The following is a 20,318-nucleotide window of genomic DNA, read 5'->3' as shown; positions in this document are numbered from 1 at the left end:
CTTTGAGGGTTTGGGTCATTGGGGCCTCTTGCTTTGATGGACGGGAGCGGTATGGGGCATCCACCATACTGGTGGATGACCCATACCCTGCATCAAGGGATGCGGGTCAGCGAGGGGTGTTTACTTTGCCTCGTTGCGCTTCCGTCGGCCGGTGACCATGAAGAGACCGGCGCCTGCCAGCACGAGGATCCCTCCGGCGGTCAGGGCCCAGGTTCCCACACCACCGGTGAGGGGCAGCTGGAACCCGGCGTTATGCGGGACGTTGTTGATCGTCACTGTGACCACTGACGGGTCGTTGCTGGTGACCGTGGTCTCGACCGGCTGGGCGAGCAGCTCGTAGCCGGACGGGGCCTTGGTCTCCACAAGCCAGTAGCTCTGGTAGCCGGGCTGGCCCGGGGTCACTGTTGCCCCGTTGGCCCAGTTGGAGTAGCGCAGTCCGGAGATCACCAGGTTGCCGCTGGCATCGGTGGTCCAGGAACTGACCCCTCCGACGCTGATCGCGTTCGTGCCGGCCAGGGCGTCGGCCTGGGTCGGGTAGACCGAGAACACGGCGCCGGCCAGGGCCGCGGAGCTCTGGGAATCCTTCTTGTGCAGCACGATGTCGCCCCACTTGGTAATAACTGGAGGAGTGACGACCGGACCGTTGGGCTGGCCCGGAGTGATGGCGAAGCTGGCCGCGTTCGGGTAGACAAGAGCCGTGTTCGCGATCTCACCGACCGTACTGACGGTGGTGTTCACTGTGACCAGGACCTTGGCCGTGGGGTTGGCCGCGAGCACGGCCCGGCCGGTGGCGGTGAAGTCGACCGTGAGGGTATTCGTGGCCGTATCGAACGCGACCGTGTAATCGGTGTTCAACACCAGTGCCGCGTTGTTCGAAAGCGCAACTGTCGAGCTGGTGTAGCTCAGCTTCGAATCGAGCTTATCGACAATCCGGTACCCATCGATCGGGTTGACGTTGGGAATGTCGGACGTGATGGTCCACGTTACCGCGTCACCGAGCTTGATCGCGGAGGCGTCGTTCACGGTCTTCGTCGCTGTAGTCACGGCGTTCTTGGGGTAGACGTTCACGTCATACAGCCAGCCGTTCCCGCCCGCGGGGTCCGTCATTGGAAGGGTCACCAGGAACGGGGCCGAGGGAGTGATACCGGCAGGATAGCCGGTCTCCGTCACCAGATACAGGCCCAGCGGAAGGTTCCCCAGGCTCGCCGTTCCGCTCGCGTCCGTCGTGGTCGTGGAGCCCGGGGTGGCCGCCTGCGCCGCGGCCTGGGCCGGCGTCAAGGCTGCCGCGGCAGTCCAGCCGGCGTTGGTCGTCAGGTCAATGTTGTTGACCTTCTGCACCGTGAACGTCACCCCGGCCATCGGGGTCAGTGCCGCGGTCTGGGCCGGGGTCAGTGCCGTTCCATCGTTGGGCAGGTTCGTCGGCGTCGCCGGCTTCTCGTACTTATGGATTGTCAACGAACCTGTCTTGGACGGATCGATGTTCGCGGTGTTCGCCGCGTGTGCACCTCCGGCTCCGAGGGCGAGCATCCCAGCTGAGGCTATTGCGGCCAGAGAGGCTCTTATGCCGCGCCTCACCTTCGATGATTTCATCGTGTTCCTTTCTTGTTTCCCCCATTGATTTGCGCGGAGCTGCGCTAAGGAGTTTGGGTTTGTGGGGTCTTGTTCGCTCGCCTGAAGACGATGAGGGCGAGGGAAGTCATGAGCGCGAGGATCCCGAGAACCGTTCCGCCGAAGATGCCGGCAGTGCCTGGCCCACCGGCGAATGGAAGCTTGACGGACGCCATATCCAGAACAGTGATGGTCCGGTTGTTTGCTGTTACTGACGTTCCTGCGGTGGCCGGGTCCAAGGCGATGCTGCCGTTCGGCGCAATGGTGAACTTCACGGGGGTGGCCAGAAGCGAGTAGCCGACCGGGGCTTTGGTTTCGAGCAGCCAGTAGGTCCCAGGAAGCAAATTCCTGACCTCGACCAGTCCGGGTGACCCCGATACTGGGCTGTTCACTCCGACGACGGTGGGACCCATTTGCCCTGCAGCATCGTTGTGGATCTCAAAGGTCGAGCCGGTCAGCGGGACGGTGGAACCCTGGGTTGTCCCGGGTCCTGCCTTTTGCACGAACAGGTGGCCGGTAGTCGGATTCGTGGTGAAACATGCAGGGTCAAGTGGCGCCGAGCCTCCGGTGACGCATCGTGCCGGAGGGACGATCCCGTTGCCGGTTGCCCCGTTCTTCACGGTGACGAGCCATGCATTCGCGTTGACCGTCACCGAGTAGGTCAACACTGCCGTGCTGTTGCCGGGCAGAGTGAATGAAGGAGTCGCCAACGTGCTGCCGGTACCCGGATCCGGGACTGCGAGGGGTGTACTGCCATTGACGGTCAGATTCGCGGACCCGGCGGTGAACGTGGCGTTGTTCAGTACCTGGCTCAGGTCATCGGTGAGGATGACACCGGTGATGGGATTGGCGGTGGAGTTGGTGGCGGTCACCGTATACGTGATCACCCTGTTTGCGCTTGGATCGCCCGGGTTGATGGAGGTTCCGGAAGCAGGGGATGCTGTCTTGCCCAGGGTCCACACGCCCACGGGATTGACCGTGCAGGTGGCACTTCCGGCCGGGCAGCTCGTTGGCGGAGTGATGGTGGTTGATGGTGTCAGGTAGTTCTCGAGCGAAGCATCACCCAGATTGCCGGCGCTATTGACCTTCACCTGATACGTGACGACGCTCTTCGCGCCGGCAGCGACGGTGCCCGTGACGGCCAGGGTTCTCGGCGCTGCCCCCGAGTTGTTCGTGACAACCAAGGGAGTCCCGCTCGTGGCCGTCGTGGTGATGGAGTTGGCTACGAGAGTCGAGGCATCCAGAACGTCCGCGAGCCAGTCGGTGTAACTGACTGCAGCCGGGGCGGTGCCGGTGGTGTTGTCAAAGGACAGCGAGTAGCTCAGAACCTGCCCGGGCTGGACCATGGTCCCGGCCACCGGATCCACGTTTTTGGAGGCCACCAGATTGGGCGTCAGGGAGTCACAGGCGGAGTTGTCCGTCGTCGGGCCCTGCTCCTGGCCAGCCGGCAACGCAACCGAGTTGAACAGACCTGTCCCCGGGCCGGCGCACGCCGGCAATGGAGTGGTGTTGGTGTAGTGGAACGTCACCGCGAGGTTGAAGGTCTGCGTGACCCCTGGACCGATGGCAGAACCCGCCGGAGCCAGGGTGTAAGGACCGGCGGTCGACGACGACCCACCAGCAGGAGCACCGCTCCCGGTAGTCGTCCAAGCAGCACTCGTTGCAGCCAGGTTCGGGGCGAACGCCGGAGTGTCGGCCAGGGTGCCGTAGGTCCCGGCCACCGAGCCGGTGTTGGCCACGGTGACGGTGTAGTTGGCGACAAAGTTGCCGTTCGCATCCGGACCGGTGACCGTGCCGGGCTGCTTGGCTACGTTGATGATCGGCTGGGCGGTGTTTGACAGGGTGCAGGTAATGTTCGCCCCGGCCACCGGGGTGATGGCCAGCGAACCGCTGAACGCTGCACCGACGGGCAAACCGGTCTGCAGGCTGAACGAGTCCGTACAGGTAATGGTGCCGGCATAGTTCGCAAGGTTGGCCGTACCGGCGGCCGCTTCGGTCAGGGTATACGCGGTTCCAGCGGTGGCCACGTAGGCGCCGGTGGTGCCGGTTCCCGCAGTTACTGACGATCCCGTACCTGTCGTGGTCGAGTTGGTCGTGTTGTTAACCACCGCGCCTGCCGCCCCGCCGGTGCGGATCTGCACGGCGAACTGGTCCGTTGCCGCCTGACGCGGTGCTCCGAGGGCCTTGGTCAAGGTGATCCGCGGCGCCCGGACGGTAAGAGTGGCGTTCGCGGGCGGGTTGAGGTTGGTCACGATGTTCGCGGGACCGTTGACATACGTCCCCTCTCCAGCTGCCGTCACATTGAACGTGATGGTGCAGGATGCCTGCCCTACGGCAAGATCACCGCCCGTGGCCGTGAAGGTGTTCGATCCGGCGGCTCCCGTTTTGACGAATGCGGCACCGGTCACCTGGGCACACGTTCCGCCGATCGCGGGGTTAGGGGCGATCACGACGCCGGCGGGCAGCGTATCGGTGATGCTCCAGTCGTTCTTCGCCTTCAGGTCGCTGGTATTGGTCACGGTGAGCGTCACGGTGGAGGCCTGGCCGGGGGCAATGAGCGCAGGACTGAACGACTTGTCCAACTGCGGGGTCACGTCGACGATCTGGGGCAGGTCGAACGCCACGTCGTTACCCGAGCCACTGGTCTGGGCGTTGTACAGAGACAGCCCGAGGTTCGCGGTCGTTCCGGTCGGAATCATGTACGCCGCTGACTGCAATTTGGTCACCTGAGTCGACCAGTCAGTGGAACTGGTGCATGGGTTCAGCCCGGAGCTCAGCACGATCGGAGTGCCGTTCACGAGAAGACTGAACGTCTCCTGAGGTTGACTGGCGCCGCCCTGGGCAGGACAGTTCACAGCCGCGAAATAGGCCGACACGGCGTAGTAGTGCCCGGCGATCGCGGGAATGGTCTTCACTGTGCGGAATTCCGTGCCGGCTGTGATGGAACCGCTCAAGGCATTCGTGTACTCCGTCAGAGCCTGATTCGTTTGTGCTTGCGCCGGGCTCTGCCCCTGCGCTACGCCGAGCGCTTGGGCCATGCTCCGTAGCGAGGGCCACGTCGTGCCGAGGTTGCGCTGGCAACCAGCGTCTGAGGCCGGAGGGTTGGGCGTGGTCCAACTCATGATCCAGCCGTTGCACTGGTTTCCAGCCGGCGTCCATTGCGGGTCCGCCGTGTACGTCGAGAACGCGGCTGCCGCACCGCCGGTGTAGTTCAGGATGTTGATGGCAGCCGCCGAAGCATCCTGACTGCTGAAGTCTTCGGTGTAAACCGGCGTACCCGCCTGAGGCACTCCCGGGGTTCCCGGCGTCGTCGCATATGCGGGTGAAAGCAGGGTGCCGCCCAAGCCAAGGCCGACAATCGTTGTGGTGAGGAGAATTGCCAGTAGCTTGGCTGGAAGGGACTGCTTCATAGGCTTTCTTGCTTCACTTTCGGGAGCGGGCACGCAGGTGGTCTCTAGCCATCAAGTGCGCGCTTCCGGCGGTTCGTGTCGCAGAAAACGGGTTCAATTTTTTGAATGAAGTGGGGGAGAAACGGCCACCCACTGGAACAGTGGGTGCAACTCGTAGATCGTGACGCGAAAATTGGAATCTATTTTCGGAGCGTGAGATCCCTTGGTCATGTCCCGGGCGGCCCGCAGCCGCCTATTTGGCTTCGGCCGGCTTCCGGCGGCCGGTGGCCATGAACAGGCCTGCTCCTGCCAGCACGAGGATCCCGCCGGCGGTCAGGGGCCAGGTTCCCGCACCCGTGAGTGGCAGCTGGAATCCGGTGTTCTGCTTGATGTTCCCGATCGTCACCGTCACGGCGGAGGGATCGTTGCTGGTGACCGCTGTCTCGACCGGCTGGGCGAGAAGCTCGTAGCCGGCCGGGGCCTTGGTCTCCACAAGCCAGTAGCTCTGGTAGCCGGGCTGGCCCGGACCCACGGGTTTTCCGTTGGCCCAGTTGGAGTAGCGCAGTCCGGAGATCACCAGGTTGCCGCTGGCATCGGTGGTCCAGGAACTGACCCCTCCGACGCTGATCGCTTTGGTGCCGGCCAGGGCATCGGCCCGGCTCGGGTAGACCGAGAACACGGCACCGGACAGGGCCGCGGAGCTCTGGGAATCCTTCTTGTGCAGCACGATGTCGCCCCACTTGGTGGTGCTTACGGGAGGAGTGAGGACGGGACCGCCGGGCTGGCCCGGAGTGATGGCGAAGCTGGCCGCGTTCGGGTAGACAAGAGCCGTGTTCGCGATCTCACCGACCGTACTGACGGTGGAGTTCACCGTCACCAGGACCTTGGCCGTGGGGTTCGCAGCCAAGATGGCCCGGCCGCTCGCGGTGAAGTCGATCATGAGCGTGTTCGAGGCCGTATCGAACACGACCGTGTAATCGGTGTCCAACACCAGTGCCGCGTTGTTCGAGAGCGCCACCGCCGAGTTCGCGTAGCTCAGCTTCGAATCGAGCTTGTCGACAATCCGGTACCCATCGATCGGATTGACGTTGGGGATATCTGACGTGATGGTCCACTGCACGTTGTCGCCGAGTTTGACCACCGACGCATCATTCACGGTCTTCGTCGCGGTGGTCACGGCGTTCTTGGGGTAGACGTTCACGTCATAGATCCAGCCGTTCCCGCCCGCGGGGTCGGTCATGGGAAGAGTCACCAGGAACGGGGCCGAAGGAGTCACGCCCGCCGGGTAACCGGTCTCCGTCACCAGATACAGGCCCAGCGGAAGGTTCCCCAGGGTCGCTGTTCCGCTCGCATCGGTCGTGGCCGTGGAGCCCGGAGTGGCCGCCTGCGCCGCGGCCTGCGCCGGAGTCAAGGCGGCCGCCGCAGCCCAGCCCGCATTCGTCGTCAGGTCAATGTTGTTGACCTTCTGCACCGTGAACGTCACCCCCGCCATAGGTGTCATTCCCTCCAACTGGGCCGCAGTCAGGGCCATTCCGTCGTGAGGCAAGCCGGTCGGCGTCGCCGGCTTCTCATACTTATGGATCGTCAGGGAACCCGTCCGCGGAATGGGTGTCGTGATGCCGGTTCCGGGATCAGCCACCCTTACCGTCGCCTGCGGCATAGGAGCCGCTTCGGGAGCGATGGGCACGGGCGCAAGGGGTCGCGGCACCGCTATGGCGGGCGGGTCCGGCGTCGGCACCGGGCTTGGCGGGGGTGCCGTCGGGGCACGTTCCGGCGCGGACTGCGGGGCTGACGGAGCGATGCTCGGAACATCGGCTTCAGCGATGGGCGCCGGGCTAGTCTGTCCAAGCCACATGAGGATGCCTGCAATCACGAGGCCTCCAAGGACCAGCGCGGCGACTGCGATCTTCCAAAATCCCCCCACCGACCGCAGTTCGGCGGCGGCCGGTTCGGCCCCTCCCGTAACGAACTGCTCGGGAAGGAACGGCTCCGGGAGAACCCCTCCAGAAAGAAGGGTCTCCAGCATTGCGGTTCCGGGGAGGAATCCGGCGGCCGCTGCCGGTGTGAAGACCACCCCGACAACCAAGGGGAAAACAAGCGCCCTCATGCCTGCCTGGACATCGTTGAGTTCCACCAGCACAGCCGTGCACTTCGGACACTCTTCCAGGTGTGCCCTGACCTTTTCCCGCGACGCGCGCTTCAGGCCGTCGCGGGCGTACTTTCCGAGCTGGCTCGAAAATTCAGCGCATGAGTCGTCGCTCACCACCGTCACGTGGTTTTGCAAGTAGGCCTGCCGGAGCCCCTCTCGCGCCCGGATCACGAGCGACGAGACGCCGTTGGGGCTCAATCCGATGAAGGGTGCGGCAGCGGCAGGTTTCAGGCCTTCGATGTCCACGTGCCAGAGGGCCGCCTGCCAGCGTTCCGGAAGCGATCTGAACGCCTTGGCCATGGTGGTGGACTCAAAAGCGTCTAGAACGGTGTCCGCGTCCATGGCAACGGTATCCAGGACGTCGACGTCGCCGACGACTTGAGTACGCCTGGCCTTCCGGTTCCGGTCGTAGGCAATTCGCCGCACTGCAGTCAAAAGATAGGATCGAAAGAACTGGTCCGGTCCCTTGCCCTCGGTGAGGGCCTGGAAAATCGAAGCAAACGCCTCGGACACAACGTCGTCGGCGTCGCTGACATTGTCCGTCTGGGCGCGGGCAACAAATTGGGCAGCTGCCACGTGTCGCCGGAACAGCTCATCGAAGGCGGAAGCATCACCGTCACGCACCATGGCCATGATGTGAGGGTCGCTGTGCCCGACATCCAACGATGCGTCTCCGCCAGTCGAACCGTCCTCTGAAACCTGCCCCATAGCAACCCAGTGTGACAGCCGAAATTGCATGTGACTTGAATCTTACGCCGACCCGGTTATTCGGCGGCGGCGAGTTTGACCCATGGCAACACGATTCCGGCCCGGACCACACTCAACTGACATGAACTGGCTCCGCCGTCTTCGCCGCCCACCACAAGAAGCCACAGCCGGGCGTGAAGTTCCCGCACTCCACCCAGGACCGCTCTCCCGAAAGAAAGATGTCGGGAATATTGTCCTCGTTTACGGGGCAGACAAGTCGGTGGCGGCCCAGGGGGAGACCATTATATTCAGCGCATGGATCATCAATGATTCCATGGGCCAACTCCACAATGTGTGCCTCATCCTTCGCTCCTTCACCAACGAAGGAATGGAGAGCCTTGATTACACGTCGAGGCCCCTCGACAAGGACTTGCGCATCGGAACGTTGCGCGCCGGGGAATCAACAATGTTGAGCTTTTCGTATCTGGTCAGTGCCTCCGATCACCGGCACGGAGGCGAACTTATCAGCGCCATGGGAGTCACGGCCATGTCCCGCGGCCGGGTAATCCGCGACGAACACGACGCCATTGTGGCCCTCAAACAATAGATCTTAAGCAAAACTGCGTCACGATCCCGCGTCCGCACCCACTCATTAGTGACACGACACTCATTGCAGTCGACGGGAAGTTCAGATGATTCAACGCACTCCGCGAGCCCGCGACGGAAAGTCCAAGGTGTTCTACCTGACCCTTGATTGCAGGGACGGGGTCCACGCAGGGTGCGCCGTATGCCATTGCCTTTGCCATGCACACAGGCACGCGCCCTGGGTGCTGGAGCAGCACAGCCGGCCGAATGACTACTCGTTGTCCGGTTCCCCCACCGGCGGTTCCGGTGGCCAATCAACGTCGAGCTCGTAGCCCTCATGCTTGCGCAGATAGGCCGCAATGAACGGGCAATGCGGAATGATCCGCTTGCCGGAGGCGACGACGTCGTCCAAGGCAAAGTGCGCCAGGACCTTGGCCAGCCCGCGGCCTTTGAACTGCGGGCGCGTCTCTGTGTGGAGAAAGTCGATGTGGCCGGGTTTGTCCATAAACTGCGAGATCACGGCTACTTCACCGTCAACCAGAAGCTCGTAGCGGTGGAATTTGTCGTTCCTGACCGTTGTCACGTCCGGGCTGAACGACTCTGCGGTTGAATCCGTGAACTCAGTCATGAGTCGAGATTCGCACGTAAACCGGGCTCTGGCAATGGGACGGCAGGGCCGTCGGGAACCGCTGCGGAAAGGACTCCGGCCGGCACCCGTCCCAGCAGTAACACTCCCAGCGCAAAGCACGCCGCTCCCCCACCGAGAAGGGTCAGCGTGAGTCCGTTGAAGGCGGCGTCCACCACCGGAATGAAGACCACGACGCCGGCAGTCACCACCGCGACATGCGTCCTGCCGCGCGCGTGGCTGGCCGCCGTCGGGCGCTCTTCAAGCCTGCCGCACAGCAGCAGGACCGGGACGAGAAGCACGAGGACGCCCAGCAACACCAGCGGGCGGGCCCACCACCATGCGGCGGTACCGGCCTCTGGCTTGGGGAAGTCTGTGAGGAGAAGCAGCCCCGCCATGGCTGCGAGCAGCGGCAAATGCCACAGATAGACCGTCATGGACCGCCGGCCCGCCACGGCCACGACCCAACGGATCCAGCGCACCCCAGCCACCCAGGCAAGGGCGGGGCGCAGCAATTGGAGCGTTGCCGCCTGGGACAGTCCCAGTAGCAGCATGCAGAAGTTGGGCGGATTCAGGTCCACGATCATGTTTCCTGAGTAGACCCCGATCCCTGTCACGAAGCCCAACAGCAGGTTGCTGCCGACGATCAACCCCGCGAACCAGCCCCGGCTGCGTCCAGCGAAGATGCCATCGGCAATGAAGAAGCCGAATTGCTGGACCGCGCACCACACAAAGAGCATGTTGACGAAAGCGAGCATCGGAAACGCCCCGCGCAGGGAGTCAAGGGTGATCACGGCGGCCACGAGCCCGCCGAGGGTCAACCACGGGGCATGTCCGTGCAGCCTGGCCAGCAAGGGGACGCTCAATTGAGTGGCGAGGTACGCAGCCAGGAACCACAAGGGCATGCCCGCCCCAGTCGCGATGAGCTGGACCACTTCCGGGTCCACGCCAAGTAGCCGCGCGGCCCACAGCCCCACGAACATCGAGGCCAGTAGCGCCGTTGCCGGACGGATGAGGCGTAAGAGCCGCAGTTGCGCATAGTCGACGCCGGAGCCGCCGCGCGCACGCAGGCGACGCCACGATTCCAGTCCCGTGATGCCGCCAAGGACGAAGAACAGCGGCATCACTTGGAACACCCACAGGACGGGTTCGAACCAGTGCTGCTCCATGAGCGTGTTTTCGGTGGTGACGGTGCCGTCCGGGTGTAGAACCGGGCTGACCATCATGCAATGCGAGAGCACCACCAGGATGAGGCAGAAGAACCGGGCGAGATCGATCACGGGATCACGTGAGCGGCCCAATGCGGCCATGGCCACGGACGTCTTTTGTTGCCTCGAGAATCCCATTACGCTCCCTCGCGAACTGCTGAGATCATTGTCCGCCCGCTCGACGGCCGGAGCCAGAGCGGGCGGCCGGCGAGAATTCGTGGGTGCGGCCCGGGGGCTGCGTTCCGGAACGCAGCTGTGGAACCGCACCCACGGTCGCGGCTTTAGCGACGGACGTTCAGCAGCCGTTCCCGTTGCCGCGGATCGTTGGCCGCCGCGCACGCCGCCAGGGCCAGGCCGAAGGCGCCGTCCAGGACCGCCCGGTCGGCGGAAGCGGAGGAGCCGTGGGCAGCAAACTCGGCGGTGTGGTGGGCGGCGCCGCCCACGTCGTAGCCGAGCAGCGGATGAATGCTTGGGACCAGTTGCGAGACGTTGCCCATATCCGTGGAAGCTACTGGATCTTCGTTGAACGCAACAGCCCTCCCTCGGGCGGACATCGCTTCCCGGTAGGCCTCGGATAGGTACCGATCCTGCCTGAGTTCGGCGTAGGCATTGCCCATGGGCGTGACCTTGAGGGCGCTCCCGGTGGCAAGTGCGCCCGCCTCCAGGCAGCGCCGCACGCGTTCCTCGATGGTTCGCAGGTTCTTGAGGCTCGGTGAACGCATTTCCACGCTCGCCCGGGCCCGCTCCGGTATGACGTTGACGGCGCTCCCGCCTTCCGTCACGATCAACGAAACAACCGAACCGGGCGGAAGTTGCTGCCGCCCCAAGGCAATGGCCGTCTGTGCAATCACGAGCGCGTCGAGGGCATTGACCCCCTCGGACGGAGCGGCTGCGGCATGCGCGGGGCGCCCTTCATAGAGCACGTCCCACATACCCATGGCCAGGGACGAGCCGCCGATGACGTCCTCGGCGCCGGCATGGGCCATCATCGCCAGGGATACGTCTTCGAAGAAGCCCTCGCCGATGAGATCGACCTTGCCGCCGCTTGTCTCTTCCGCCGGAGTGCCGAGGACCTTGACAGTGATCCCGAGCTCGTCGGCGACGGAGGCGAGCGCGAGTGCCGCGCCCACAGCACAGGCAGCGTTCACGTTGTGTCCGCACGCGTGGCCAATGGTCGGCAAAGCGTCGTATTCAACGCACAGGGCGACCACCAGTTCACCGGTCCCGAACCGCGCGCTGAAGGAGGCAGGGAGGAGCGGCTGCGGACCGTCAAAGCCGAAGCCCGCCCTCCGGAGCAGCCCGCTAACCCGCCTGGCGGCCCGGAATTCCTGCCCGCTGAGCTCCGGATCGGCGTGGATCGCGTGGCTCAGGCCAAGGACTTCCGGCTCCCACCTTTCCAGCGCGGCGGAGACGGAGCGCTCAACGGCGGCCGAAGAGGTCGTGGCGGGCGTTGCGGTTTCCATGGAGGCGGCTTTCATGGAGGCGGCTTTCATGCGGCTGTCGCGGCTGCGTGGCGCTTCGGATAACGGGCGGCTGCTGCCGCAGCAACCAGGGCCGCGATGGCCAGGGCAATCCAGATCGACAGGAGGCCGCCCTCGCTGATGTGCCCGGACTGAACTGAAGACGAGGAGATGAGCTTCACGACGGCGGCGCCCACCGCAATGCCAACGGATAGCGCCAGTTCGTTGAGGCCGGCCGCCGTCGAGGTTTCCTCCATCGGAACGCCCTCCACGGACAGCGCCCGGGTTCCTGCCTGGTACATGCCAAGACTCAGGTTGAACATGGCGAAGCCGGTGCAGTAGCCGGCCAGGGAGCCGTGCCCAGCTGCCATGGACAGGAAGCCGCCAGCGAGCAAGAGACCGGCGAATACCAAGGTAGCGCGTTCGCCGAACAGGCTAAGCGCCTTTGAGGTCAGAAGGGAGGCGAGCAGCGAGAGCACGGATGCGGCGGCCAGGACGATGGCAATCATGAGCGGGCTGAGCCCGAAGCCGTAGCCGGTCTTGTCCGGGTTTGAATACAGGAAGATCCCGTTCGTGCCGAAATAGCTGATGGAGGCGAAACCGAAGAAGAAAGTGGCCATCGAGACCGTCCGGATGCGCGGGATGGCGAGCATCCGCAGGTCCATGAAGCGCTTCCCGTTCACGCCTCGAGCGTCCAGGACCACCCAGTAGGCCAACAGCGCGAGTCCGATGATTCCGGATCCGATGGTCTTGGCGTCCAGCCAGCCCCAGTCCGGGCCCATCGACAGTGCCACCACGAAGCCGATCAGTCCGAGGGAACATGCCAGGAGCGGCACCACGGCGAGTCCTTCGCGGGTGGGGGTCCCGGCGTCGGGCAGGACGAAGGAACAAAGCAGCCCCACAACCGCGAACGGCACCGCTACCCAGAACCCGAGGGTGGGATCGTCGACGCCGATGATCCCGGCAAGCAGGCCGCCTGCGCCAACCATGATCATGAGCATGCCGATCATCACGCTGACTCCGGTGCGGGTCTGCGCCGGGCTGCTCACCCGCAGGATGCCCATCATCAACGGGATGAAGCCAACCACACACGTGAGCATCACGACGCCGATTGTCACCGTCCACAGCGAGGGCCACAACGCCATCATGAGGACGCCGGCAGCGACTACCGCCGTCGACCAGCGGAGCACGAGCCTGTAGCCATAGCTGTCGCCGAGCCGCGAGATGATCGGTGTGAGCACGGCAAAGCTCACGTTTGAGATCAGGAAAATGCCGTTGATGGTGGGGTCATCGATCGAAAAGCTCGGCCCCAAGGCCGGGAGGATGGGGTTGAGGTAACCCTGGGTGACTCCACTGAGCGATTCGATGAGGGCCATCGCCACGATCATTCCGGTGATGGTCCGGCGTGCGACGGCCGCCGTCGCTGGAGGTGCTGTCTTGCTTGCCATGTGCTTCCTTGAGTGTTGGGGGCTTCTTTGCCTGGGCGTTGGGATGCGGGCGGGGGTGATGCGAGTCACAACGTTAGGTCCGCCGTCTACACTGGCTAGGAATTTGTTTGAAATCCTCTGAGAACCGTGAATTTTGAAGGAATCAGCCATGATCTCCGAAATTGATCTTGAGATCGTCAACGCCCTTCAGATCAATCCCCGTGCCGACTGGAGCCGCTTGGGGGATGTCCTGGGCTTGTCGGGGCCCACCGTCGCGCGCCGCTGGAACGTCCTTGCTGAGCAGGGGCTGGCCTGGATCACCCCGGCCCCTGGTCCGCGATATCTGAGTGCTGGCTGGTCGGCGTTCATTAGCCTTTCTTCACTTCCAAGCGAGAACGAAACCCTGGTTCAAAAGCTCTGCGCCGAGCCGGCATTCGGCACCGTTTCGCTGGTGTCCGGCTCCCACGATCTCTTCGTGGACTGCTTCGCCTCGAGCCACAAAGAGCTCATGGACATCGTCACCGGCTCCTTCGCAGGCCTCCCCGGAGTGACCCACCGGGAAGTCGTTTTCGTCACCAAGCTGTACCGGCAGGCTTCGGACTGGCGCAGCGGCACCCTTGAACCGGCGAGGGCCCGGCTCATGTCGGCGGATCCCCTGCCTGCCCCGGCGGCCTACGCCCCCGACCGGCTGGATGCGTCCCTCTTGGAGGAACTGGCGAAGGACGGACGGGCCAGTTGGGCGGAACTGGGAGCCGCCTGCGGCGTCTCTCCCCAAACCGCACGACGGCGGGTGGAGCGGTTCCTCGCGTCCGGCTACATGACGCTGAGGTGCGATACGTCCGTTTCCGCCCAGCAAGGACTCAGGGAAGTGAGCCTGATCCTCAACGTGCCCGCCCACCATGTTGACGCCGTCGGGCGCTATTTCGCTGCCCTGCCGAACTGCAGGCTCAGCGCCCAGGTTCTGGGCGCCCAGAATCTGCTCGTGACACTGTGGGTCCGCGACTATCTGGAGGTCCAGGGCCACGAGCGCGAACTGGCGGAGCGCGCGCCGGGAAGCGCCGTGATCTCCCGGCAAGCCGTGGTGCGAAACTACAAACGCCTCGGGCACGTGTTGGACGAGTCAGGACGCAGCCGCAGCGTGGTCCCGTTGCCGCTGTGGCGTGAAGGCTAGCTGCCCTCCTCGTCAAAAACGCTCGCTCACCTATGACGCCAAATCCCCCAACGCTCGCTCACCTATGACGCCAAATCCCCCAACGCTCGCTCACCAATGACGGGACGCGCCGCTCCCATCTGGACACCCAGACGGCAACCCGAACATTTGCCGTGCGCCGCGACGGCTCGCGGCGTTTAGTAGAGAGTGCTATCAATCCATGACAAAGGAGTCATCGTGGCACGCGCCGATTTCGCGACAGTGCAGTCAGCCCCATTTCCCCTCGCTCCAGCCGCCCTTGCCGGTGGCGCATCGCTTGGCCTCGGTTTGGCGGCGAGGCCAAACGCCGACGGCGATTCCGGGTCCGGCGGCGAGGTCCCCAGCAGCGCCTGGCGGGTGCGGGCTGACGCCTGGGAGTTCCTTGGCTACGCCGTCAAACAGCTGGCTGCCGCCACGTCGCGTTCCGGGGGCGCCCGCCAGTCGCGGGAACTGCCGCGCGAGGTTCGAAGGTTGTTGCCACTGCTGGAATCCCTCGAGATGTATTGGGCGTCTCCGGGGCAGCAATATGTCATGGAATTGCGGCGGGTCCTGGATGCCGGGGACTACCTTGAGGCGCTAAGCCTCATCGAACCGGTCGCGCGACGCGTTGCCGGCCACAACCAACACGCCCAGGAACCCGCACCGGACCCCGAACGCGAAGTGGACCGCGTTGAAGAACCCGCCGAATCACGCAAGCGGTTCGAGGTCCTCGTGATCGATGACGTCTCCAGCGTCGACCGTGAAGCCCTTCAAACAGAATTGCTCAACCAGCGCCGCCCCGCCGACGCCTTCAACTACGAGCTCGTGTTCGTGCCGAGCTTCGAGGACGCCATCGTGGCTATCTTGCTCAACCCGGACATCCAGGCCTGTGTGCTGCGGCCTGGATTCGTCCCCGACAGCAGGCAGCGCCTGAGCCGGGATGTGCGCAGCTTCCTGGACAGGTTCTTGGGGAAGTCGCTGCCCCAGCGACCGTTGGACCGCATCCTGAGCTTGGCGGAGAGGCTGGGGCAGCTCCGCCCCGAACTTGATCTCTACCTGGTGGCCGGAGTGGGGATCGAAGAACTCGCCGGTTCCTTGACCCGCCAATTCCGCCGGATATTCCGCCGCCAGGACGGACTGGAACTCCACTTGTCCTTGCTGGCCGGCATCGCGGAACGGTATGAGGCGCCGTTCTTCCATGCTGTCCAGCAATACAGTCGCAAACCCGCCGGCGTTTTCCATGCCCTGCCGGTGTCCCGTGGTGGATCGGTCATCCATTCCAAATGGATCAACGATCTCGGCGAGTTCTATGGCCTCAACCTGCTCCTTGCCGAAACCTCCGCCACCTCCGGCGGGCTCGATTCACTGTTGGATCCGCATGGGTCGCTTAAGCAGGCCCAGAAGCTGGCTGCCCGGGCTTTTGGTGCCCAGAAATCGCTCTTTGTCACCAACGGAACGTCGACGGCCAACAAGATCGTGCACCAATCGATCCTGGCTCCCGGCGACGTTGTCTTGGTGGACCGGAACTGCCACAAATCGCACCACTACGCCCTCATGCTGGCCGGGGCGCAGGTCTCGTATTTGGATGCGTACCCCTTGAACGATTTCTCGTTCTACGGCGCAGTTCCCCTGGAAAGCATCAAGCGGATGCTCCTGGATTACCGCCGCGCCGGCAGGCTCCACGAGGTCAAGATGCTCGCCCTCACCAACTGCACGTTCGACGGGATTGTGTACGACGTCGAACGAGTGATGGAAGAGTGCCTCGCCATCAAACCGGACCTGGTCTTCCTGTGGGACGAGGCGTGGTTCGCATTCGCGGGCTTCCACCACATCTACCGCCGTCGAACTGCCATGGCTTCGGCCCGATCGCTTGAGGCAAAGTTCGCGGATCCGGCCTACGCCCGGCGCCACGCCGCGCAATTGCGGGACCTTGGGGCGGAGGTTGGCCAAGCGGGCGGCGAGCCCGACGACGGCGGCCCGGGTCCCGGCGTCGGGCACGTCAACGATGAGCTGCTCCTGAAGACGCGGCTGGTGCCCGATCCGGCGAAGGCTCGGGTGCGGGTCTACTCCACCCAGTCGACCCACAAGACCCTGACGTCGCTCCGGCAGGGGTCCATGATCCACATCCATGACCAGGACTTCGGCCAGTTGAACGAGGAGAGCTTCCGGGAGGCGTACATGACGCACACCTCCACGTCGCCCAACTACCAGATCCTGGCCTCGCTGGACATGGGGCGGAGGCAGGTCGAGTTCGAAGGCTATGAGCTCGTGCAACGGCAGGCAGATCTCGCGGTCAGCATCGCCCAGGCCGTGGCGAGACATCCCTTGCTGAAGAAGTACTTCCGCATCCTCGGCACCAGGGACCTCATCCCTGCGCAGTACCGCGAAACAAGCCGGCAGATGCCGCTCCGCGACGGGCTCGCGGCCATGTCTGAAGCTTGGGAGCGGGACGAATTCGTTGTTGATCCGAGCCGTTTGACCCTGCACATCGGTCTCACCGGGGTGGACGGAGATACCTTCAAGCACGACTTCCTGATGGACAAGTACGGGATCCAGGTCAACAAGACCTCAAGGAACAGCGTTCTCTTCATGACCAACATCGGCACCTCGCGGAGCGCCGTTGCCTACCTCGTCGAGGTCCTGGTCAAGCTGGCCGAAACCTTCGAAGACGAGCAATCCGGCCTGAGCGGTCTGGGGCAGCGGGCACGCCGTGCGCGTGTCGCGGCGCTGACCAGCACACCGCCGCCCTTGCCGGACTTCAGCCGCTTCGCGGAACGCTTCCGCAAGGACGCGGAAACCCCCGACGGCAACATGCGCGCAGCCTACTTCGAGAGCTACAAGGCCGGATCCTGCGAATACTTCAGTGCGGCCGAACTTGCGCGAAGGGTTGCCGCTGGCGAGGAGATGGTCTCTGCCTCCTTCGTCACCCCCTATCCGCCCGGATTCCCTGTCCTGGTTCCCGGGCAGGTGATCACGGAGGAAATCCTGGCCTTCATGTCGGCACTGGACACCCGGGAAATCCACGGCTTCAATGCGGAACTGGGATTCAGGGTGTTGACGGGCAAACCCTCGTGACCAGACTCGACAGGCAATGGTGAGCGAGGATCATCCCAAAATCCCACATACGTGAGCGAGCGTCGGGGGGAAATACCGCATACGTGAGCGAGGGTTGCGCCTAGCCGAGCGCTACGGCCAGGATGCCGAGCACGACGGCGAGTAGCGGCGTCGTGCCCTGAAGGACCGCGGCGCGGAGGTACTTTTTGCCGCTCAAGGCAAGCACGATTGCCGCCAGCAGCATGGAGCCGCACGAACTGAAGACGAGGGTCCAGCCCACCTGCGGATGACCAAGCACGACAAAGACGATCCCGGCGAGCGCCCCGATGGCGAGGAAGAGGTTGTAGAAACCCTGGTTGTACGCGAGGGGCTTGGTGGTTTCGGCATCGGACTGGGAAGCGACGCTGAACCGCTTCCACGTGGCCGGACGGGTCCACGTAATGGACTCCATGCTGAAGATGTAGACGTGCAGCAGGCCGGCAAGGAGGGCGAAAATCAGGGAGGCTACGATCATGTGCTGATCGTAGCCTCCCTGCGTTACGCGGGTTCGCCAGCCGCGCCTAGCGGCTGAGCGTGTCCAGTGTTGCTCCAGCGAACGTCGACGCCGAGGAACTCCAGCGTCCCAGCAGGCCCTGGAGGTTCTCGCCGTCGGCCCGGTGAGCGGTGGTCTCGGACTCGAGGGTGGCGAGGATGCCGGTCCGGAGCTCGGTGTTGAAGTTCACCTTGCCCACCCGCATGGACGTGGCCTTGACGACGTCCGCAGCGGGGATGCCCGACGCGCCGTGGAGTACGAGCGGAACCTCCGTGCGCGAGGCAATGGCCTCCAGCACGTCCCAGTGCAGCTTGGGCTCGCCGGTGTAGCGGCCATGAGCATTTCCGACAGCCACGGCCAGCAGCTGGGCGCCGGTGCGCGAGACGAACTCCTGCACCTGGCCGGGATCCGTCAGGCCTACGGCATGGACGCCTGCCGAAGCACCGAAAGCCTTGTCTTCGTCGCCGTCGAGCCCGCCGAGTTCCGCTTCGATGACGACGTCGGAGGCGCCGTGAGCGTCCAGCGCGGCGCGGACTTCACGGACCAGGGCCACGTTCTCCTCGAAGGGGAGGGACGAGCCGTCGGCGAGGACGGCGTCGGCACCGGCGGCCACGGAATCACGGATGACGTCCAGATCCGAGGCGTGGTCCAGCTGCACCGAGACCGGCACGCTGGCGTCGTCGGCCAAGGCTCGCAGGGCGGTGATGAGCCGCAAGCCGAACGGGGCGGCCGCTGTCTTCGGTGCCACCAGCAAGATGACTCCATGTCCGGACTTCTCCGCAGCGGCCACCACGGCCAGGGCGGTGGTGAAGTCGTAGCAGGTGAAGGCCGGGACTGCTGCCCCTCGCTCCAGCGCGGAGCCTACAAGATCGTCAAGGCGTACACGCATCAGTGGGCCAGGCCTCCCACCAGGATCCAGGCGACATAGCTGAGCAGGAAGCCGGCGACACCCAGGATGGTCGTGAGCACGGTCCAGGTCTTGAGCCCGTCGGACACCGTGAGGCCGTAGTAGCGCACCACCACCCAGAAGCCGGCGTCGGTCACATGGGACAGGCCCAGTCCGCCGAAGCCGATCGCGATCACGATGACGGCAATCTGCGCGGGGGTGTAGCCGCCGTGCGCCACGGCGGCCGAGAGGAGTCCGGTGGTGGTGACGATGGCAACCGTGGCCGAACCCTGTGCGGCACGCAATGCCAGGGAGATGATGAAGCCGAGCAGGATGATCGGCACGCCCAGGGAATCCAGCGTCTGGGACAGTGCCGCGCCGATGCCGGAGACCTGCAGGACACCGCCGAACACGCCACCGGCGGCCACAACCATGAGAATCGAGGCGATGGGAGGCAGTGCGCCTTCGAAGATCTCGCCGGTTTCCTTGAGCGACCACTGGCGGCGGACTGCCAGCAGGAAGAAAGCGAGCGCAACGGCCACCAGCAAGGCGAAGAACGGGTTGCCCACGAAAGATGCGACGCCGTACCAGTAGTCCTTCTTGTTGATCAGGAGGGTACCGGCTGTGCCGAGCAGGATCTGGACGATCGGGGCGGCGATGAGGAACATGATCAGGCCCGGACGCGGCGCGGCGACTGCGCTGGCACCGGGACCGTCGTGGCCGACGCGCACGAGCGAATCCGAGCCGAATTCTTCAATCTGGTCACGGACGCCCGGAAGCAGTTCGTAGTCCTTGCGGTTCATGATGCTGGCGACCCAGTAGGACAGGAAACCCAGCGGCACGCAGATGATGAGTGAAATCATCGCGATGAGTCCGATGTCGGCACCCATGACGCCTGCCCCGGCAACAATGCCCGGGTGGGGAGGAACCGCGACGTGGATGGAGAGCATGATGCCGGCCATGGGAAGGCCGAACTTGATGGGGTGCAGCTTGGCGATCTTCGCGAAGGCGTAGACGATCGGCACCAGGACGATGACGCCCACTTCGAAGAACACGGGAATGGCAACGAGGAAGCCGACGGCGGTCAGTGCCACTGCGACTCGATTGGCGCCGAGCTTCGCGGTGAAGTGGTTGGCCAGCGATTGAACGCCTCCCGACACCTCGATCATGCGGCCAAGCACGGCGCCGAGGGCAATCAGCAATGCGACTTTGCCCATGGTTCCGCCCACGCCGTTGGCCACCACGGTGAAGACGTCAGCCAAGGGGATCTGTGCGGCGACGGCAACCAGGATGCTCACTGCCAGCAATGCGACGAAGGCCTGGATCTTGAAGCGGATGATCATCAGCAGCAAGAGTGCGACGCCGGCAACGGCGATGGTCAGCAGCAGCGGGGTCCCAAGGTCCACGGCGGGCTTGATGGCAGGGGCATCAGCTGCCCGGACCGCCAAGGTATTGATGAGGGGATTCATCGGGGGGTGTCTCCTTTGACAGAGCTGGCCTCGACTCGAGGCCAGGAAGAGAGGCGGGGACGACGGCGGAG

Annotated in this window: 13 protein-coding genes; 3 read left to right on the top strand and 10 right to left on the bottom strand. The window is 64.3% G+C overall.

All coding sequences use genetic code 11. The features are described from left to right. Positions 1–120: 120 nt before the first annotated feature. The 3 genes from LFT47_RS00925 to LFT47_RS00915 form a co-directional block, all read right to left on the bottom strand. Positions 121–1,590 carry a SpaH/EbpB family LPXTG-anchored major pilin gene (locus tag LFT47_RS00925; protein WP_236814230.1) on the bottom strand — a complete coding sequence of 490 codons (1,470 nt, stop codon included), beginning with the start codon at positions 1,588–1,590 and terminating at the stop codon, positions 121–123. Positions 1,591–1,634: 44 nt separating this feature from the next. Beyond that, entirely contained in the window at positions 1,635–5,018 is a 3,384-nt protein-coding gene (locus LFT47_RS00920) for a DUF7927 domain-containing protein (RefSeq protein WP_236814228.1), read from the bottom strand. Positions 5,019–5,250: 232 nt separating this feature from the next. Further along, positions 5,251–7,854, bottom strand: coding sequence for a SpaH/EbpB family LPXTG-anchored major pilin (locus LFT47_RS00915; protein WP_236814226.1), 2,604 nt, complete (start codon positions 7,852–7,854; stop codon positions 5,251–5,253). 121 nt (positions 7,855–7,975) lie between these two features. Here LFT47_RS00915 and LFT47_RS00910 point away from each other — a divergent pair, with 121 nt between their 5' ends. Then, entirely contained in the window at positions 7,976–8,440 is a 465-nt protein-coding gene (locus LFT47_RS00910) for a hypothetical protein (RefSeq protein ID WP_236814223.1), read from the top strand. 249 nt (positions 8,441–8,689) lie between these two features. Here LFT47_RS00910 and LFT47_RS00905 read toward each other — a convergent pair whose 3' ends face one another. The 4 genes from LFT47_RS00905 to LFT47_RS00890 all read right to left on the bottom strand — a co-directional run bounded on the left by LFT47_RS00905 (position 8,690) and on the right by LFT47_RS00890 (position 13,159). Continuing rightward, the gene (locus LFT47_RS00905) at positions 8,690–9,046 is read right to left on the bottom strand and encodes a GNAT family N-acetyltransferase (RefSeq protein WP_236814222.1); all 357 of its coding nucleotides are present in this window, start codon (positions 9,044–9,046) and stop codon (positions 8,690–8,692) included. Next, positions 9,043–10,389: an acyltransferase family protein gene (locus LFT47_RS00900; RefSeq protein ID WP_236814220.1), complete on the bottom strand. Its 1,347-nt coding sequence runs from the start codon at positions 10,387–10,389 to the stop codon at positions 9,043–9,045. Before LFT47_RS00900 ends, LFT47_RS00905 begins: the two co-directional genes overlap by 4 nt. A gap of 143 nt (positions 10,390–10,532) precedes the next feature. Beyond that, the gene (locus tag LFT47_RS00895) at positions 10,533–11,729 is read right to left on the bottom strand and encodes an amidohydrolase (protein ID WP_236814218.1); all 1,197 of its coding nucleotides are present in this window, start codon (positions 11,727–11,729) and stop codon (positions 10,533–10,535) included. Positions 11,730–11,740: 11 nt separating this feature from the next. Next, positions 11,741–13,159: an MFS transporter gene (locus LFT47_RS00890; RefSeq protein ID WP_236814216.1), complete on the bottom strand. Its 1,419-nt coding sequence runs from the start codon at positions 13,157–13,159 to the stop codon at positions 11,741–11,743. 148 nt (positions 13,160–13,307) lie between these two features. Here LFT47_RS00890 and LFT47_RS00885 point away from each other — a divergent pair, with 148 nt between their 5' ends. Together LFT47_RS00885 and LFT47_RS00880 are read left to right on the top strand one after the other, a co-directional pair. Then, entirely contained in the window at positions 13,308–14,309 is a 1,002-nt protein-coding gene (locus tag LFT47_RS00885; protein ID WP_236814214.1) for an Lrp/AsnC family transcriptional regulator, read from the top strand. Between the two features lie 216 nt (positions 14,310–14,525). Then, on the top strand, positions 14,526–17,381 hold the full coding sequence (locus tag LFT47_RS00880) for an aminotransferase class I/II-fold pyridoxal phosphate-dependent enzyme (RefSeq protein WP_442863424.1): 2,856 nt from the start codon (positions 14,526–14,528) through the stop codon (positions 17,379–17,381). 100 nt (positions 17,382–17,481) lie between these two features. Here LFT47_RS00880 and LFT47_RS00875 read toward each other — a convergent pair whose 3' ends face one another. Genes LFT47_RS00875 through LFT47_RS00865 form a run of 3 tightly spaced genes read right to left on the bottom strand, consistent with a single transcriptional unit; the run spans position 17,482 to position 20,247 of the window. Continuing rightward, positions 17,482–17,874, bottom strand: coding sequence for a DUF1304 domain-containing protein (locus tag LFT47_RS00875; RefSeq protein WP_236814212.1), 393 nt, complete (start codon positions 17,872–17,874; stop codon positions 17,482–17,484). 46 nt (positions 17,875–17,920) lie between these two features. Continuing rightward, entirely contained in the window at positions 17,921–18,781 is an 861-nt protein-coding gene (locus tag LFT47_RS00870) for a class II fructose-bisphosphate aldolase (protein WP_236814210.1), read from the bottom strand. Beyond that, positions 18,781–20,247: a GntP family transporter gene (locus LFT47_RS00865; RefSeq protein ID WP_236814208.1), complete on the bottom strand. Its 1,467-nt coding sequence runs from the start codon at positions 20,245–20,247 to the stop codon at positions 18,781–18,783. The genes LFT47_RS00870 and LFT47_RS00865 overlap by 1 nt, the downstream gene beginning before the upstream one ends. Between the last annotated feature and the right edge of the window lie 71 nt (positions 20,248–20,318).

The sequence above is a fragment of the Arthrobacter sp. FW306-2-2C-D06B genome (assembly GCF_021789175.1).
GTDB lineage: Bacteria > Actinomycetota > Actinomycetes > Actinomycetales > Micrococcaceae > Arthrobacter.
This window is presented reverse-complemented; position numbering and strand designations above follow the sequence as displayed.

What these genes read in the sequence shown, in the direction of transcription:
- LFT47_RS00925 (WP_236814230.1), bottom strand. Translation starts at nt 1,590, where the DNA reads ATGAAATCATCGAAGGTGAGGCGCGGCATAAGAGCCTCTCTGGCCGCA.
- LFT47_RS00905 (WP_236814222.1), bottom strand. Translation starts at nt 9,046, where the DNA reads ATGACTGAGTTCACGGATTCAACCGCAGAGTCGTTCAGCCCGGACGTG.
- LFT47_RS00910 (WP_236814223.1), top strand. Translation starts at nt 7,976, where the DNA reads ATGAACTGGCTCCGCCGTCTTCGCCGCCCACCACAAGAAGCCACAGCC.
- LFT47_RS00870 (WP_236814210.1), bottom strand. Translation starts at nt 18,781, where the DNA reads ATGCGTGTACGCCTTGACGATCTTGTAGGCTCCGCGCTGGAGCGAGGG.
- LFT47_RS00885 (WP_236814214.1), top strand. Translation starts at nt 13,308, where the DNA reads ATGATCTCCGAAATTGATCTTGAGATCGTCAACGCCCTTCAGATCAAT.
- LFT47_RS00890 (WP_236814216.1), bottom strand. Translation starts at nt 13,159, where the DNA reads ATGGCAAGCAAGACAGCACCTCCAGCGACGGCGGCCGTCGCACGCCGG.
- LFT47_RS00920 (WP_236814228.1), bottom strand. Translation starts at nt 5,018, where the DNA reads ATGAAGCAGTCCCTTCCAGCCAAGCTACTGGCAATTCTCCTCACCACA.
- LFT47_RS00915 (WP_236814226.1), bottom strand. Translation starts at nt 7,854, where the DNA reads ATGGGGCAGGTTTCAGAGGACGGTTCGACTGGCGGAGACGCATCGTTG.
- LFT47_RS00900 (WP_236814220.1), bottom strand. Translation starts at nt 10,389, where the DNA reads ATGGGATTCTCGAGGCAACAAAAGACGTCCGTGGCCATGGCCGCATTG.
- LFT47_RS00865 (WP_236814208.1), bottom strand. Translation starts at nt 20,247, where the DNA reads ATGAATCCCCTCATCAATACCTTGGCGGTCCGGGCAGCTGATGCCCCT.
- LFT47_RS00895 (WP_236814218.1), bottom strand. Translation starts at nt 11,729, where the DNA reads ATGAAAGCCGCCTCCATGGAAACCGCAACGCCCGCCACGACCTCTTCG.
- LFT47_RS00875 (WP_236814212.1), bottom strand. Translation starts at nt 17,874, where the DNA reads ATGATCGTAGCCTCCCTGATTTTCGCCCTCCTTGCCGGCCTGCTGCAC.